Annotated in this window: 14 protein-coding genes; 6 read left to right on the top strand and 8 right to left on the bottom strand. The window is 69.8% G+C overall.

The features are described from left to right. The 3 genes from AADR41_RS19090 to AADR41_RS19080 all read left to right on the top strand — a co-directional run. On the top strand, positions 1 to 477 hold a 477-nt coding region (locus AADR41_RS19090), incomplete at its 5' end, for an IPT/TIG domain-containing protein (protein ID WP_342282621.1). 264 nt (positions 478 to 741) lie between these two features. Then, complete coding sequence (locus tag AADR41_RS19085; RefSeq protein WP_342282620.1) at positions 742 to 2,118, top strand: phosphatase PAP2 family protein; 1,377 nt, start codon at positions 742 to 744, stop codon at positions 2,116 to 2,118. 299 nt (positions 2,119 to 2,417) lie between these two features. Further along, positions 2,418 to 3,197 carry a polysaccharide deacetylase family protein gene (locus tag AADR41_RS19080; protein ID WP_342282619.1) on the top strand — a complete coding sequence of 260 codons (780 nt, stop codon included), beginning with the start codon at positions 2,418 to 2,420 and terminating at the stop codon, positions 3,195 to 3,197. A gap of 158 nt (positions 3,198 to 3,355) precedes the next feature. On the opposite strand, the gene AADR41_RS19075 is transcribed toward AADR41_RS19080, so the two are convergent. Beyond that, positions 3,356 to 3,868 carry a hypothetical protein gene (locus AADR41_RS19075; protein ID WP_342282618.1) on the bottom strand — a complete coding sequence of 171 codons (513 nt, stop codon included), beginning with the start codon at positions 3,866 to 3,868 and terminating at the stop codon, positions 3,356 to 3,358. Between the two features lie 100 nt (positions 3,869 to 3,968). Between AADR41_RS19075 and AADR41_RS19070 the strand changes: the two genes are divergently transcribed. Then, a complete protein-coding gene (locus tag AADR41_RS19070) occupies positions 3,969 to 4,460 on the top strand; it encodes a hypothetical protein (RefSeq protein ID WP_342282617.1) in 492 nt (163 codons plus the stop codon). Between the two features lie 70 nt (positions 4,461 to 4,530). Here the strand turns inward: AADR41_RS19070 and AADR41_RS19065 are convergent, their stop codons facing one another. Next, positions 4,531 to 5,505 (bottom strand): alpha/beta fold hydrolase, encoded by a 975-nt coding sequence (locus AADR41_RS19065; protein WP_446751071.1) that lies wholly within the window; start codon positions 5,503 to 5,505, stop codon positions 4,531 to 4,533. A gap of 659 nt (positions 5,506 to 6,164) precedes the next feature. On the opposite strand from AADR41_RS19065, the gene AADR41_RS19060 reads away from it, so the two are divergent. After that, positions 6,165 to 6,761: a hypothetical protein gene (locus tag AADR41_RS19060; protein WP_342282616.1), complete on the top strand. Its 597-nt coding sequence runs from the start codon at positions 6,165 to 6,167 to the stop codon at positions 6,759 to 6,761. Between the two features lie 298 nt (positions 6,762 to 7,059). Here the strand turns inward: AADR41_RS19060 and AADR41_RS19055 are convergent, their stop codons facing one another. Beyond that, the gene (locus AADR41_RS19055) at positions 7,060 to 7,638 is read right to left on the bottom strand and encodes a TetR/AcrR family transcriptional regulator (RefSeq protein WP_342282615.1); all 579 of its coding nucleotides are present in this window, start codon (positions 7,636 to 7,638) and stop codon (positions 7,060 to 7,062) included. A 165-nt stretch (positions 7,639 to 7,803) separates the two neighbouring features. Between AADR41_RS19055 and AADR41_RS19050 the strand changes: the two genes are divergently transcribed. Then, complete coding sequence (locus AADR41_RS19050; RefSeq protein WP_342282614.1) at positions 7,804 to 9,288, top strand: MFS transporter; 1,485 nt, start codon at positions 7,804 to 7,806, stop codon at positions 9,286 to 9,288. Positions 9,289 to 9,577: 289 nt separating this feature from the next. On the opposite strand, the gene AADR41_RS19045 is transcribed toward AADR41_RS19050, so the two are convergent. The 5 genes from AADR41_RS19045 to AADR41_RS19025 form a co-directional block, all read right to left on the bottom strand. Beyond that, positions 9,578 to 10,177, bottom strand: coding sequence for a TIGR03086 family metal-binding protein (locus AADR41_RS19045; RefSeq protein ID WP_342282613.1), 600 nt, complete (start codon positions 10,175 to 10,177; stop codon positions 9,578 to 9,580). A gap of 561 nt (positions 10,178 to 10,738) precedes the next feature. Further along, positions 10,739 to 12,031: an LAETG motif-containing sortase-dependent surface protein gene (locus AADR41_RS19040; RefSeq protein ID WP_342282612.1), complete on the bottom strand. Its 1,293-nt coding sequence runs from the start codon at positions 12,029 to 12,031 to the stop codon at positions 10,739 to 10,741. Between the two features lie 479 nt (positions 12,032 to 12,510). Continuing rightward, positions 12,511 to 13,344 carry a PIG-L family deacetylase gene (locus tag AADR41_RS19035; RefSeq protein ID WP_342282611.1) on the bottom strand — a complete coding sequence of 278 codons (834 nt, stop codon included), beginning with the start codon at positions 13,342 to 13,344 and terminating at the stop codon, positions 12,511 to 12,513. A 691-nt stretch (positions 13,345 to 14,035) separates the two neighbouring features. Next, complete coding sequence (locus AADR41_RS19030; protein ID WP_342282610.1) at positions 14,036 to 14,254, bottom strand: DUF6243 family protein; 219 nt, start codon at positions 14,252 to 14,254, stop codon at positions 14,036 to 14,038. 258 nt (positions 14,255 to 14,512) lie between these two features. Then, positions 14,513 to 15,352, bottom strand: a complete 840-nt coding sequence (locus tag AADR41_RS19025) for a helix-turn-helix domain-containing protein (RefSeq protein WP_342282609.1) — start codon at positions 15,350 to 15,352, stop codon at positions 14,513 to 14,515. Between the last annotated feature and the right edge of the window lie 61 nt (positions 15,353 to 15,413).

Below are 15,413 nucleotides of genomic sequence, written 5' to 3'. Positions count from 1 at the left end.
GCGGCGGCCACCATCGTGGCCGCCGTCATCACCGCCGTGGCCGTGGGCGACAACGGCAAGCCCGCCGCGCAGCCGGGACCGGCCGCCTCCAGCCGGCCGTCCGCCACCGCGCCGTCCCCGTCCGGGCCCGGGTCCCCGCCCGCGGCGCAGCCGGTCCAGTCCCTCCCCGCCGAGAACCCGGCCCCCGAGGTGTCGGTGAATCCCCGGATCGAGGCGAGTCCGGACAGCGGGGCCGTCGGCTCGGTGGTCACCCTCACCGGTTCGGGCTTCGCGTCGGGCGAGCGCGTACGCATCACCTTTCACGGCAGCTACAGCGCGGATTGGGACCTCCGGGACGTCACGGCCTCGTCCGACGGAGGTTTCGTCGCGGAGATCAAGGTCCCCGCGACCTATGCGGACGACCAGCAGAAGTCGGTCGAGGTCAGAGGGCTGGACAGCGACAAGCGCGCGGACACCCCCTTCACCGTCACCGAGTGACCCCGGCCGCCTTCACCGTGAGCGAGTGACCCCGGCGACCGACGGCCGGCCGGCGGTCGCCCAATGGCAGGTGAATGGGCGGCCGGGAACGCGGCTGAACCCGGACGGTAATCTTTTCGTCTTCCCTTGTCGGGCGGACTGTTCTTCGTGAGGGAGAAAGCGGTCCGATCTGAAGGTGGCGAGCGGAACCAGCCTTTACATCTGACCAAAATCTAGAAAATCGGCCGAAAATTGAGAAATCGAATATCGCAGGACCTTTCGCGAATGGAATCCGGACCCCCGCTCCCCCTGTGGCGCCGACCACGGGCGAGGCTCTGGGCCCTGGCGGGTGTCGTGACCCTCGGCTTCCTCGTCGCGCTGGAGATTGCCGCGCACCACTACGGCCTGCCGGGACCGATGGTCAGCCAGGCGAAAGAGGTGCTGGTCGCCCCCAAGTCGGGCTTCCTGCTGTACTCCGGCATGGCGCTGATGATGCTGGTGCTCACCTGGCGGCAACGGTTCATCGCGGTTGCCGCCGCGATCGGTATCGACATCGTCTTCCTGGTGGTCCGGTGGGCGGCCGGCATCGAGGTGACCGAGGGACACCCCTTCGGCAACGGCGCGCTGTGGGTGATCCTGGGCGTCGCGGTCATCGCCGTCACCCGCCGCACCGGCCCGGAACGCGCCCTGCTGCTGAAGGGCGTCGGGCTGGGCCTGCTGCTGGTGGCGGGCCGCAAGACCGGTGACACCTGGCTGCTCATCACCTCCAAGTCCCGCCCGATGGTGCTCGACCAGTACGTGGCGGTCGCCGATCACGCGCTGGGCAACCCGTCGTGGCTGGTGGGCCGGCTCGTCACGGCCACCGGCCCGATCGGCTTCAACTTTCTCGACATCGTCTACGGCCAGCTCGCGGTGGCCGCGGTCCTCGTCGCCCTGTACCAACTGCGCAAGGTAGCCGTCGAACGCCGCTTCCCGGTCCACCACCTGGTGCGCACCTTCCTGGTGATCGGCCTTCTCGGGCCGGCCATCTACATGATCTTCCCGGTGGTCGGGCCGCTCTACGCCTATGGCACCGGCACCGAGCACTGGGCGTCCGTCAGCCTGTGGTGGTCGGACACGTCGTCCAGCGCGCCCTGGTCGCTGGGCGACCTGTGGCCGGTGACGCCGCCCTCGGTCGATGCCCCGCACTCCATGCCGTTCGACGGGATCACCCCGCGGAACTGCATGCCCAGCCTGCACACGGCATGGGCCACCGCGATCTTCATCCATTCCCGCAAGGGACCGCGGTTCCTGCGGTACGCAGGCACGTTCTGGCTGATCGCCACGCTCACCGCGACGCTGGGATTCGGCTACCACTACGGCGCGGATCTCATCGCCGGCGTGGTGTTCACCCTCACGATCGAGGCGGCCCTGCGCTCGTTCGACCGCGGCTGGGACCGATCGGGGCTCCGGCTGGTCGCCCACGGCACGGCCGTCTTCGCAGCGCTCCTGTTGTCCTACCGCTACCTGCCGTTGGAGATGGCCAGGCTTCCGTGGCTGGCCGGGCCACTGCTCGTGCTGGCGATGGGCTCGGTGATCTTCGGCTACGTGCGGACCACCGCCCGATGGGAGTCGGCCACTTCACCAGCACGGCACCCGGAGACACAACCCGAAGCGGTCTGAACCGGCCCGCCCCCGACGGCAGTCCGGGCGGGGGCGGCACCGCCGGCCCGGACGGACGTCCAGGCGGGCGGGCAGCGGACGGGCGAGGGACGGACGGGGAACGGGCGGGGACGGGCAGACGGCTCTGCCCGGTCGGCCATGGCCGCACCGACCGGGCAGAACCTGTCGCGGAACCCCTGCGTTTGTCGCCGACCCCCTGCAGATTTGTCCGCGAACGGTAACCGAGGCATCCCATCGGACCGTTCGTATGTCTAGATGGGCGCACGGCAACGGCGAAGACGACAAAGGGGCGGGCGGACATGGCGAAGCACAAGAAGGGATGGCACGGCCGGCTTCTCGCGGCGGCACTCGGGGTGACGGCGATGGCCGCTGCCACCTCGGTCTGGACCGCCCAGGCCGACACCGCCGGAGTGCCGCAGCCGCAAGGACGCGTCTCGTCGCCGGACGCCCGGCACCAGGACCGGAACGTGACCAAGGTGGCGGCGGACATCGCCCACGCCTCGGACAAGGGCGCCCGGGGCGTCAACATCACCATCGACGACGGACCGGACCCGGTCTGGACGCCGCAGGTGCTGCAACTGCTCAAGGACAACGGCGTGAAGGCCACGTTCTGCATGGTCGGCACCCAGGCCCAGGCCCACCCGGACCTGGTCAAGGCGGTCGTGGCGGCCGGGCACCGGCTGTGCGACCACACTGTCTCGCACGACACCGCCATGGACGGCAAGTCCGAGGCGTACCAGTCCCAGCAGATCCTCGACGCCGAACGCATGATCACCAAGGCCTCCGGAGGCGTCCGCCCCCAGTACTACCGGGCCCCGGGCGGTGCCTTCACCCCGTACAGCCGACAGCTCGCCGCGTCCCGCGGGATGCGCCCGCTGGGCTGGAACGTCGACACCAAGGACTTCGAGCGCCCCGGCGCGGACGCCATGGTCGCCACCGTCAAGCGCGAGATCTCCAACGGCCCGACCGTCCTCTTCCACGACGCGGGCGGAGACCGCTCCCAGACCTTGGCCGCCCTGCGCGAGGTCCTTCCCTGGCTGAAGCAGCAGGGCTACTCCTTCGGCTTCCCCGTACGGTAGTCCGCCCCGCTACGGCAACGAATCAGCAGCACCGACAGCACAGCACGGCCGGCACCGACGGCAACTGCCGGTACCGGCAGCACTGCACAGCGCTGCCGGTACCAAGTGCACTGCCGACAGCGGCAGAAGTGCCCGCTACTGAACCGCACTGCGTCCATTCACCGGACGCCCGCCATCTCCAGCAGGCGACTCATGTCGTGGAAGCCGTGCACGCAGGCGCCGAGAATGCCGGGGTAGCGCCCCGAGGTCTCGGCGAAGCGCAGGAGGAAATACGGGTCGACCGAGTCGGGGGCCTGGACGTGGGCCTCCACGACCACGCCGGTTCCGAGGTTCTCGAAGCGGCAGTGTTCGCCGTGCGGAGCAGCCCACCAGACGTTCTCGTCGAGCGTGCCCAGCTCGAACTCCTGAGTGAGGGTCCGTGCCAGGCTGCGGAAGTCGGCGATGAGGGTGTCCAGCTCGGGACGGGTGCGTCGGGCCTCGTGCGCATCGACCAGTCGCAGCGCCGTACAGGTCGTGGGTCCGGAGACGAACACCCGGATGTCCTGCCCGGCGAGCTGCCGGCTGAGCCTGTTCGCGGTGGCGGACGCCTCGCCCTCGGGCACCTCGAATCCGGCTCCACGGCCACGAACGACCGCACGGCGTACGGTCTCGGGAGACGGTTCGTCGGGCACGCGTGGATTCTAATGGCGAACCGGCGTTCCAAGCTCGGGAAAGCAGTCTGAGCAAGGACTTGTCTCAGTCTGCGCAAGGACTTGTCTCAGGGGGGACAGAGTGGCCTTGGACGTGTGGAGTTCGGTTCTCTCGCTCACGGGTGTCGCGCTCGGTGGCGGGCTGACGGCCCTGTCCCAGCGCGTCACCCAGCGTTCCGCGGAGCGGGTCGAGGAACGGCGGCTGAGGGCGGCCACCGGCGAGGCACGCCGGACCGAACAGCTGCATGCGATCAAGGAATTCATCGCATGCGCCCAGGAGGCCGAACGAGCGGCCTACCGCCGCCCTGATCCATGGGGCGGTGAAGACGACGGCTGGAGTGCATCCGCCGGCACCACCATGACCACGCTCTGGGTCGCCGAACGACACCTCGTGCTGCTCTGTGATCCGGCCCTGCACTCCGCCGTCCACGCGTACGCTCGCGCGCTCAACCAGGCGGTATGGCGCGAGATCGGCGACACCGAGGTCAACGAACACCTGGAGGAGCACAAGACCGCCTTCATGACCGCGGCCCGCGCAAGCCTGTCCTCCATCGATGCCGGGACGGGCGGCTGACGCGGGTGGGGCCTTCGTGGCCCGTGGTGCACAGCCGTCGCCCCGGCGCCGGTGATTCCGGCCACAGGCCCTACGCGTCGACCGCGCCGTCGACGGCGGCCGGCTCGGCGGAGTCGACGTCCTTCATGAAGCCCAGCATCCGGGCGTTGACGACGTCGGGGTGGTCGATCTGCGGTCCGTGGCCGGTGGTGGCGATGATCTCGGCGCGGGCGCCGGGGATCAGGCGCGGTACCCGCTCCAACTGCCGCTTGGGGTGCACCAGAAGGCTGCGCTTGCCCATGATGACGTAGAGCGGGGTCCGGATGGAGCGCAGCGCGTCCTCGGCCAGCGGCAGAGGTGCGGGACGGCGTATCCGGAAGGCCCGGGCGCCTGTCTGGACCCACTTCCGCAACTCGGGAACGGCGAGGACCGGCTGCTCCAGCCAGGAGGCGAGGCGCGGACGCAGCGCTTTGGGAGCGAAGCTGGCGAAGAGGCTCGCGAAGACCCAGGCGAAGAAGCGCAGTCCCACCTTCTCCAGGCCGCCCGGGTCGAGGGCGGTGACGGAGGCGAGCCGTCCGGGCCGGTGGTGCGCCTGGTTGAGCACCAGCCAGCCGCCGTAGGACGAGCCGACGAGGTGGACCCGGTCGAGGCCGAGCGCGTCGAGGGCCTCGTCCATCCACTGCGCGGCACGCTCGGGCTGCCACATGGGCTCGCGGTGGACGCTGCGCCCGGCGTCGCCGGGGGTGTCGAGCGCGTAGACGGGCCGCTCGGCGCTGAGCGCGGGGGTGTTGGGGTACCACATCGCCGAGCAGTAGCCCGCGCCGTGGATCAGGACCACCGGAGTGCGGGACTCGGCGGCCGGGTCGGTGGGGCCGTACCGGTACACGTGTGTGGTGCCGAAGCTCGTCTCCACGTCCGTCTCGGAGCGGGCGGGGGCGCCCATCGCGTAGACCGCTTCGCAGGCGGCGAAGTACCGGTCGCGCAAGGTGTCGTTGACATAGCGGCCGATGTCGCGGCGTGCACGGGTCGGGTTGTCGGGCACGGTGGCACCTCCTGGAAGATCCATTCTTCGTAATACGACCGTACCATGATGTTGGTACGGCAGTACCACGAAAGCGGCCCGCCGGCCGCTCGCCGGTGGGCGGGGTCATGGCTGCGGGCGGGACCTGACGCACGGCAGGCGTGAGGAGATTCGCGGTCACTGATATGCCGCTGAAATCGGAAAGCCCGCCCGGGCCCGGCTTCGACATGTGTTGTCACTCCATGTGTGCAGCCCGGATTCTGTCGTTGCGCGAACACGGGAAACCTTGAATGTGCCCCCGGGTGTGCACCTCGGCAGCGCATCTCAAATTTGCATCCAAAATGCGCATCCCAAATGTGCATAACAAAAGCGCATCCCGGCTGTGCGACCTGCTCGTTTCGTACCCGGTCCACACGGCGATCGCACCGGAAATTCGACCGGCTGCACCTCGGTGGCCAGGGCTCCGTTACTGAAATCGGTGAAGAAAAGGGGTGACGCCTCCGGGGGGTGCCGCATTCCCCCGAGGATGCCGCGATTCCATGCCCGTGCAAGGGAGTTGACCGCCTCTCGTCCGTAGGGGATTTCCCGCAGGGTTGGCCGGTTGCGCGGTTGATGCGAGGGCCCGCGCAATGGGAAGTGGTTGATCATTTTCGTGGTAGAGTCTTAATGAATTCACAGGACGCCGCGATTAAAAGGGGAATGGCGTGAACACCGAGAAGGTTACGGCTCGACGTCTTACGGCCGAAGAGATTTCAGGCTTGGGCCCCCAGGACGCCATTTTCGTCTCGGCAGGGACGGGCGACCTTCCTCTCGACTGCTACGCCCCGGCTTTCCTCACGGAGCCGGGCAAGAATTTCGAGGGGGGATCCTTCGCTGCGAGGACGGTGTTCGGCGAGGAGATTCACGTCCTCCCGGACAATGCTGAAGAGAGTGGGATCTGGGTTGCCGACAAGGCGGGGGAGGAGATCGAGGTTCTCCAGAGCGCCGGCGTCCTCCTGAACCTCGCCCTCTTCGTGCCCAACGGGAACAAGGAGTCCCTGGAGTCGCTCTACTCCGCCGCGCGGGACGCGTTCGGTGCGGGAGTCGTGCAGCGCTGGAGCGAGGAAGTCGTCGAGGTGCCGGACGTCAAGGTCGACCTGTACGAGGAGCCGGCCCGGGCGCGGAAGAACAACAGCCAGAACCGCGACCGCCGCGCCCTGGACATCTACCCGACCCGAGTGCGGTTCCTGGAGCCCAGCGAGGGCTGGAAGTTCATCGTCGAGCCGCACAAGGAGATCGTCGACGACACGCCGACGATCTGACCTGACGGCAGCCGGGAAGCCGCGTCGGCTTCCCGGCCGGGCGTTGTGCGTGGGCGGGCGTCGGAGCCCGCGGCGACAGCGTCCGGGCGGTCGCGGCTGACCGCGGAGCTCCAGGCGGCGAAGAAGCCCCGGGCCACTGGCCCGGGGCTTCTTCATGGCGCGGTACCGGCACCCTCCGCTCCGGGAGTACGTGGAGTACCGGGAGTACCGGGAGCACCACGTGTGCGCCGGGAGCGCCAGGAGTGCCGGGTGCTCATCGTGTGCCGGGCACGCGGCGTGTGCCGAGCGCCGGGGCGCCTCATGCTCCGGGATGGTTCAGGGTGCGCATGAACTGCTCGGCGAGCTGCTCGGTGTCGATGCCGTCCGCACCGCGCCCGGACAGGATGTGGAAGAAGGGCGGGCCGATCAGGAGCGCGGTCGCCTGTTCGAGCGAGAGGGCGGTGCCGCTCGACTTCCGCGCCGCCTCCACGACCTCCGCGGCGCTCTCCCCGAGGATGTCGCGGGAGGTGAGCAGCGCGGCGACGTCCGCGTCGTGCTGGGCCTCCCCCATGAGGGCGCGGTAGGCCGCGCCCGCGTGGGAGTGCGACAAGAAGGTGACGAGCGCGTCGAGATACGCCTTGAGGTCCTTGCGGGGGTCGTCACCGACGGACACGGACAGCTCGTGCCGGGCGTCGAGGGCGCTGGCCTCATAGAGGACTTCCGCCTTGTTCGACCACCAGCGGTACACGGTCTGACGGCCCACGCCCGCCCGTTCGGCGATGCCCTTCATGGTCAGGGCCGCGTACCCGACCTCCACCAGCAGGTCGTCGACGGCGTGCAGCACGGCGGAGCGTGCGCTTTCGCTGCGGGGCCGTCCGCGGCCACTTCCATCCACCATGCCGCCACTCTATACGAGGCACGGTGTCTCGTATGTGCTACCTTTACGGTGCACGGTGGCTCGTAAGTGAGTGTCCGGCCTTCCCCACCCGGTCCCGGGAAGGGCCCGTCGGACGGTGTCCGGCCGTGCTCCGTGTACTTCAACCCCCAGAAGGAATCGAGAGCGATGGCTCCCATACCCGAAGGCGCCCCGCGCCCGGCGCAGCGGTCCGGCTCCGTGCTCGCCTGCGTGAGTGTGTGCACCGCCCTGGTCGTCGGCTTCGTCGCGTCGATCAACCTGGCAGTGCCCCAACTGGCCGCGAGTTCACTGCGACCGACCTCGTCGAACCTGCTGTGGATCGTCGACGCCTATGTCGTGATCTTCGCCTGCCTGGTCATCCCCGCCGGCGCGGTCGGCGACAAGCTGGGCCGCAAGGGCGTCCTCATGGCGGGGCTCGGCATATTCGCGTTCGGCGCCGTCGTGTCGGCCATCGCGCCGAACGTGGCGATCATGCTGATCGGGCGCGCCGTCACGGGCCTGGGCGCCGCGTGCGTCCTGCCCAACTGCGTCGGCATCCTGCTGCACGCCACTGCCCCCGAGCGGCGCCCGCACGCGCTGGCCATCTGGGCGGCGGCCACCGGCATCGGCGGCGTCGTCGGCAACGTCGGAGGCGGCGCCGTGCTCAGCGCGGGCTCCTGGCGCGCGCTGTTCGCGGCGGTCGCCTTCGTCGCGGCCTGCTGCCTGGCGTGGGCAGCACGGTCCGCCCCGCGCAGCGCCCGCCACGACCGGACCCTCGACCTGCCCGGCACGCTGCTGTTCGTGGCGGCCTTCGTGGCCCTGCTGATCGGAATCATCGAAGGACCCGAACAGGGCTGGGGCAGCACGGTCGTGCTCGGTGCCTTCGCCTGCAGCCTTCTGCTGAGCCTGTGCTGGGTACGTGTCGAGCTGCGCGCCCCCCACCCCATGCTCGACCCGCGGCTGTTCCGCAGCGCGGCGCTCAGCAGCGCCGGCCTCGGCATGACCATCACGTTCTTCGGAAGCTTCGGGCTCTTCTACGTCAACGCCTCACTCCTGCAATACGGGCGTGGTTTCTCCGTCCTGGAGGCAGGGCTCGGGGTCATCCCGCTGACCGTCCCGCTCCTGGTGGGCACCCGCTACGTTCCCGGGCTCATCCGCGGCATCGGCATCCCCGCCACACTCTCCGCGGCCTTCGCGCTCACCAGCGCCGGCCTGCTCGGCCTCTCGTACGCCTCGACCATGGCCTACCCCGTGTACGCGGCCGGTCTGTTCGTCATCGGGCTCGGCATCATGCTGGCCGCGCCCTGCCTGACCGCTCAGATCGCTTCGGCCCTGCCCGTGGAGCGGGCCGGCATCGCCGGAGGCCTGCAGTCCGCGACCCGTGAACTGGGCAGCGCGCTGGGCGTGGCTGTGGTCGGCACCATCCTCACAGCCGGGTTCACCCACCACCTGCCTGCCGACCTGGGCCGGCACACACCGCTCCCGCGTACGGTGCAGGAAGCACTCACACTGTCCCCGGCCGACCACACCGCCATCACCGAAGCGTTCATCCACGGCGCCGACACCGCGCTGCGCGCCGCGGCCCTCGTCGTACTCCTGGCCGGATCCCTGGTCGTCGCCGGCGCCCGCCGCGCCCACCGGACCGACCCGTGACAGCACGGGCCCCACGCCGTACAAGTTCTCGAACGCGCCCACGCGCCCACGTTCCAGGAGGAACGGGCTCGGGCGCAGGGGTTCGGTGCGTGCCAGACAGCGCGCGGGTACGTGGCCACGTGCCGTGAGGAGATCCGGGTCCGGGCCGGTCGGGGTACGGCGGAGGCGTACGTCCCGCAGCCCCAGCCACGGAGGCGCCAGGTCTCTTGCCGAGGCGGTAGCGGATGCTTCCGGCGAAACTCGTTGTCAACCCGCGGATGCCGAAGGCCGAACTTGCCTCTCCCCCCGCTCAGCGGCCCATCAGCCGCAGCAACCGGGCCTGTCGGGCCTCTCCGGCCACGGGGGGAGCCCCTGGGGCGGCGAAGAAGCGGTGGGTGGTGTCGGCGGAGACAGGTGACTCCGCCAGGCCGGCGTAGATTTCGGCGAGGTGGTCTTCGATCCAGGCGACGAGCTCGGGAGGGAGCTCCTCGGGAGCGTTGACGGCTCGGGCCAGGTCCCAGGTGTGAATGGCCGCATCCGTGGTGCGCACGGCGAGGGCTTGTTCACCGGACACCGGGCCGAGGGGGTAATCCAGGATCTGCCGGAGGGCGCCCGGCCTCCGGAAGGCCTCGGCGCACTCCCGTACAGACCGGATGTAGGCGCCCACCGGATCGCGGCCCAGGGCGTCCTCGTCCCGGAGCCGGAGGAAGTCGTCGGCCGAGCCGCCGTCCAGCAGGGAGACGTAATTGAGGTTCCCCCGGGTCATGTGGTTGACGAGTTGGCGTACGTCCCATTCTGCGCAGGGGGTGGGCGCCGACCACTGCTCGGGCCGTACCGCGCGCAGCCTGCGGGTGAACTCGGAACCGGAGAGTAGATAGCGGTCGACGATGCCGGCGAAGCGGTATGACATGGCCGCAGCGTAGGAGCGCCAAAGGCGATGTGCTGGCGGAAATCCGTCGCCGAGCCCGTCAGGGGCACGTCCGCCTGCCACTTGCCCAAAAGGCGGGTCTCCTGGACTGGGCCGGCAGTGCCGTTACTTCTCATCGACATGCACGGCCCCACCGATCAGCAAGTGACTCCGAAACCGATCGGCAAACGCTGCACCGAGAGATCGGTGCGGCTGCTCGTCATGCCGGCGACGGACGCGACGGACGCCATGGACGCGTCGCGGCGGTACGGCTTCGCTGACCGCAGGCCGGACACGGAGGAGCACGCGCAGGTGATCCTGTCGCGCCTCCCGGAAGGCTCGCGTTTCCTCACGCAGACCCGCCACGGCGGCGACCACCCCGACTTCCACGAACGGGCCACCGGCTGCCGCCATGCGGTCGAGCCCGCCCTCCCCGGCGTTGCCGCTTCCAGTGGGCTCGCCGTGCCCCAGGTCGCTGACCCGGGGCTTGACGCCACTCCGCGCCGGGCCGTTGGACGGCCGCCGCGTGGGGTGGGGTGCCCGGTCGGCACCCCACCTCATGCATCAGGCGTGGGAGCCGGCCCTGCGACGGCGTACCAGGAACACCGCGCCCCCGCCGATCGCCATGGCCGCGCCGCTCGCGAGGGCGAGCTGCGGCATCGCGGAGGACGAGCCCGTGGCGGCGAGGCTGCCGCTCACCGGACGGGACGTGCTGCTCTGCGCCTTGACGTCCGAGGTGTTCGGCTTGGTGGTGCCGGGCTTGGCGTCGTCGACCTTGCCGGGCTTGCTGCCCGCGGCGGCGATCAGGAACTCGTAGCCCTTGAGGTCCGGGTTCCCGCCGCAGGTGCCGTTGTCGTTGAAGTAGTCACCGGCGACGAAGGTGATGCCGTTGCCCGCGGGGGCCGAGGCGTCGACCTTGAGGCGCATCTTGATGTCGGCGTGGGCACCGGCCTTCAGCGGGCTGATGGCGTCCATGTAGTGCTTGTTGTCGACGGTCTTCCACTTCGAGGACGAGGCGGAGGACCACTGCAGGTGCACCAGGTCGTCGGTGCTCTTGAGCCCGCTCCGGTCGGTCGCGTGGACGTAGGCGAACGGAAGCACCTCGTCCATCGTCCTGTCGGTGCCGTTGGTCACCCGAAGGTTGAAGTCGACCTTCGTGCCGGCCACGACGGTGGACGGCAGACCCGTGACGACCGTGGTGAGCCTGGCCTCGGGGACACAGTCCTCACCGTCCTCGCCGCCCTCCTCTTCCTCCTCCTTCGCCTTGGCCAGCGCCTCGTCGGCGGCGGTCTTGTCGGCGAGGGCCTCCTTGGTGGCCTTCTGCGCCTGGCCCAGCTTCCGGGCTGCGGCGACCCGCTCGTCGTCCCGCGCGTCCACGGCTTCCACGACCGCGGCATCGGCGGCGGCCTTGGCCTCCTTGGCGGTCTCGGCGCCGGCCTTCGCTTCGGCGAGCTCGGTCGCGGCGGCGGCCTTCTCCTCCTCGGTGGCCGTCTCCGGCAGTGCGTCGACCACGGCCTGGGCGTCGATGACCGCCTGGTCGGCGGTCACCTTCGCGGCAGCGGCCTCCGCCGCCGCGGTCTGGGCGGCCTTGGCGGCCACGGCCAGAGGATGAGTGTCGGACAGGGTGGCTTCCAGCGCCGCCTTGGCGGCACTCTCGGCCTCCACGGCGTCGTCGTACACCACCTTCGCGGCCGCAGCGGCCTTTTCCAACTCCGTGATGGACGGCTTGTCCTGCGTCTTGTCCTGCGTCTGTGCTGCCGGCTTGTCGTCGGCGAACGCGGGGGTGACCGACAGCAGGAGAGCAGGCATGGTCACTGCGGCGGCAACAGCTGTGGCAAGTACCGGGCGAATCTTCACAAGAGCCCTTCGGTGTCCGAAAAAGAAGAAGGGGTCGCTGCGGGAGGGGGGCACGCAGATGCGACTTGAGGGGATCGTATGGCCGGACCAACGGTCCACCACCACGAGTTCTTCACCTGTCCCGGCCATTACCACAACACCGCTGCCGACAGAAAAGACGAAAGGGTGCAGTTGTGTCCGCCGCCCACACTTTCGCTGTGATCAATGCCACAGGCCCTCGGGTGCGGTGCTCCGCGCGGACGCCCACCGCCGCACGGCAGCAACTGCCGTGCGGCGGTGGAGAAGAAACCGGCGAGCGCCACCTCCGGGCCCGGGCGCCGGAATTGCCCCGGGTTTCGGTCGGACTGCGACCTGCGAACCGGAGTGATCGCCGTTCGCGGCCGTTCCCCCACGACTTCGGCGAAGCCTCTGGTGACCGCTGTCCACCGAGGCTACGGGCACGTCGGGGCACGGCCGCATGGTGATGAGTCCTGGGCGGATCAGCGCAGTCCGGCGAAGAGGTCGTTCTCCGGCACGGCCGCGCCGGTGGCGTCCTTGACACGTACGAAGGTCTCCACGCCCATCAACTTGCCGAACCTCTCCTTGCCCATCTTGAGGAAGAAGATGTTCTCGCCCTGACTGGCGTGCGCGGCCAGCGAATCGAACTTCTGGCCGCTGAACTCGGTGGTGTCCACCCACGTGGTGATCTCCTCGTCGGGGAGGCCGATCTCGGCTATGGCGGCGGTCTCGGCAGGATCCGGCTCCGGCATGTCCTCCTGGAACTCAAGCATGGTCTCGGCGAACCGCTGCATCATCGAGCGGGGCATTGTCGTCCAGTACACCTTCGGTGTCAGGTCGGTCATTTCCAGTGCGGCCATCGTGATGCGGTGGGCCTGGATGTGGTCGGGGTGGCCGTAGAAGCCGTTCTCGTCGTAGGTGACGACCACATCGGGTCGGTAGCGCCGCATGAGTTCCGCAAGTCGGCCGGCGCCTTCCTCCACGGGGGTCTGCCAGAAGGATCCGGGGGCGTCGTTGCTGGGCCAGCCCACCATCCCGGAGTCGGCGTAGTCCAGCATCTCCAGATCACTGATCTTCAGGACGTCGCAGCTCGCAACGAGTTCTTGACGGCGCATCCTGGCGACGGCCACCGGATCGTGGCCGGGATCGCCCGGCTTGACACCCCCCGGTCCGTCACCGCAACCGCCGTCGGTACACGTCACGAGAACCGTGCGGATGCCTTCCGCCGCGTACCGCGCGAGGACCCCTCCGGTACTGGTGGCCTCGTCGTCGGGGTGGGCGTGCACTGCCATGAGCGTCAAGGGTCGGCCAGTCATGAAAAGAGTCCTCCTGCAGAACTACGTCCAGATTCGAATACGCGGCGAACACACCGCGACCCCGGGGCCCGGCCCCCGGTGGGGCGGACGACCTCGTGGTCTCCGTACTCCCCGCCCGAGCGGTGCCGGTCCCTCGGCTGATCCAACAGTGCCGACTGGACCGGCTGTTCCCACCGTGCCCGTTCCGCCCTCCGGACGTCGGCGTTCCAACACGAACGAGGTACAGAGGCGGGACCGCCATGTCTCGGCGCCACATCGGATCCGACCTGCGGAGAACTCGTTCGACCGAGTGCGACCGGCCGGGATCGACTGCACACGGCGTCGCCATGCAGTGCCTCCTTCTGTGGCCACTGCACGGCGGCATTCCGGTCCGGTTTCACGCTCTGGATTCAGCAGCCCGAGTGCCGGCCCTCGCGTCGGCGCAGCAGGACCCTGAAGATCAGGCCGAGGAGCCCACGGTATGACCGAGGATGGGTGCCCTGCGATCGAACAGCCGCCGGCCCGCCCGGGCGGTGGCGTGACCACGGGCAAGGACCACGTCGGCCACTTCCTCAGTGGCGCGTCCACCCCCGCGTGCCCGGCCGAGAGGTGAGCGGGACCGGCCGCGCCCGGTACGGCAACAGGGCCCGAACCGCGCGTCGCGGTCCGGACCCTGCCTCGTACGGTGCCGCAACCCTGCGGCGGTGGTGCGTCAGCTCTGCGCGGTGTCGTCGCCCGCCTGCCCTGCACCCGCCTGCCCTGCGCCCGCCTTCTCACGCATCTTGCGCACCAGCTCGGCCTTCCGGTCAGCGGCACCCTTGCGGTCGAGATTGCGGTGCGGACCATTGTTCTGCCGTTCGGTGCGGGACAGCCTCTTGCGCTGGCCGCCGCCCATGCCCACGGGGTTGTTGATGTTCTTGCTCACGGTCATGAGCTCTCCCGGAATGAGGTGAAGTGATCTACGGACTCATCGGTGGGGGACGGGCGCGGCGACATCGGGGACGTCAGCAGGGGCCCGTCACGCTCTCACTCGTAAATCGGTGTCTGGAAGAACATGACAAAGACGTTACCCGGTCCCGTCGACCCCGCACGCCAAACCTTTCGCCACCCGGCGTCGGCCGGCGCCGCTCGACTGCTCACCGTCCCTACCGGCACGTAATGGCACGTGTCGGCCCCGGCCGAGAGCCCTCTACCTGGCACTGTCCCCCTCGGGGTGCCCCGGGGTGAGGAGCCGCCGCAGTGCCGTCGGCGTGTGGCCGAGGTAGTGGCGCATGGTCCGGGTGAGGTGGGCCTGGTCGGAGAAGCCCAGGTCGGCGGCGAGTGCGGCGAGGCTTTCCTCGCCCGCGCCCAGACGGTCGAGGGCGCGTCCGACCCGGACCCGGTTGCGGTAGCGGGTCAGGGAGACTCCCAGCTCGCGAGTGAAGGCGCGGCTCAGACGGTAGGGCGAGACGCCGAGGAACTCCGCGAGGGGCAGCAGTCCCTCGGAGGCGGGGTGGGCCTCCCCGATCGCCTCGCGGGCCGCGGTGACGAGCGTCGCCTCGGCACTGCTGGGGCGGACGCCGGTCGGAACGGCTCCGTCGACGGCCTGTCCGACGGTGGCGGAGAGCAGTCCGAGGAGTTCCTCGGCCACCGCGTGGTCCACGTCGCCGGTGCGGGCGGACGCGAGGACGCGGCGGTGGGCCAGGTCGAGGCGGGCGTCCACGTAGACACTCTGCCGGGCCGGGCGGGCGTCCTCACCCGCCACCGCCCGCCACAGTGCGGGTGTCAGGCTGATCGAGGTGCACTCGTCACCCCCGGCGGCCGGGTGCGCGAAATGCTCCTCCTCGCCCGGCACGCCGAGGTAGGCCGTCGTCGGATCGACCTCGGCCGGGGCGCCGGCCACCTGCCTGCGGAACCGGCCGCGCCGCGCGAGCACCACCCGGTAGTCCTCGCGCACCTCCGCCTGTGACCAGCGGGTGTGGTCGTCCTGGCAGCTCACCGCGGTGATACGGAAGTCGGGCCGGGAAGCGAGAACGGTGGCGGTGAGCACTTCTCGACGCTACGCCGGGGGTCTGACATCGGCCCCTTCCCGCAAGGATCTTCAAGACCGG

The sequence above is a fragment of the Streptomyces sp. CLV115 genome (assembly GCF_038448545.1).
Taxonomy (GTDB): Bacteria; Actinomycetota; Actinomycetes; order Streptomycetales; family Streptomycetaceae; genus Streptomyces; species Streptomyces sanglieri.
This window is presented reverse-complemented; position numbering and strand designations above follow the sequence as displayed.

Coding starts and splice junctions, on each gene's coding strand:
- AADR41_RS19065 (WP_446751071.1), bottom strand. CDS start 5,505: ATGGATCTTCCAGGAGGTGCCACCGTGCCCGACAACCCGACCCGTGCA.
- AADR41_RS19055 (WP_342282615.1), bottom strand. CDS start 7,638: ATGGTGGATGGAAGTGGCCGCGGACGGCCCCGCAGCGAAAGCGCACGC.
- AADR41_RS19035 (WP_342282611.1), bottom strand. CDS start 13,344: ATGACTGGCCGACCCTTGACGCTCATGGCAGTGCACGCCCACCCCGAC.
- AADR41_RS19045 (WP_342282613.1), bottom strand. CDS start 10,177: ATGTCATACCGCTTCGCCGGCATCGTCGACCGCTATCTACTCTCCGGT.
- AADR41_RS19080 (WP_342282619.1), top strand. CDS start 2,418: ATGGCGAAGCACAAGAAGGGATGGCACGGCCGGCTTCTCGCGGCGGCA.
- AADR41_RS19085 (WP_342282620.1), top strand. CDS start 742: ATGGAATCCGGACCCCCGCTCCCCCTGTGGCGCCGACCACGGGCGAGG.
- AADR41_RS19030 (WP_342282610.1), bottom strand. CDS start 14,254: ATGACCGTGAGCAAGAACATCAACAACCCCGTGGGCATGGGCGGCGGC.
- AADR41_RS19050 (WP_342282614.1), top strand. CDS start 7,804: ATGGCTCCCATACCCGAAGGCGCCCCGCGCCCGGCGCAGCGGTCCGGC.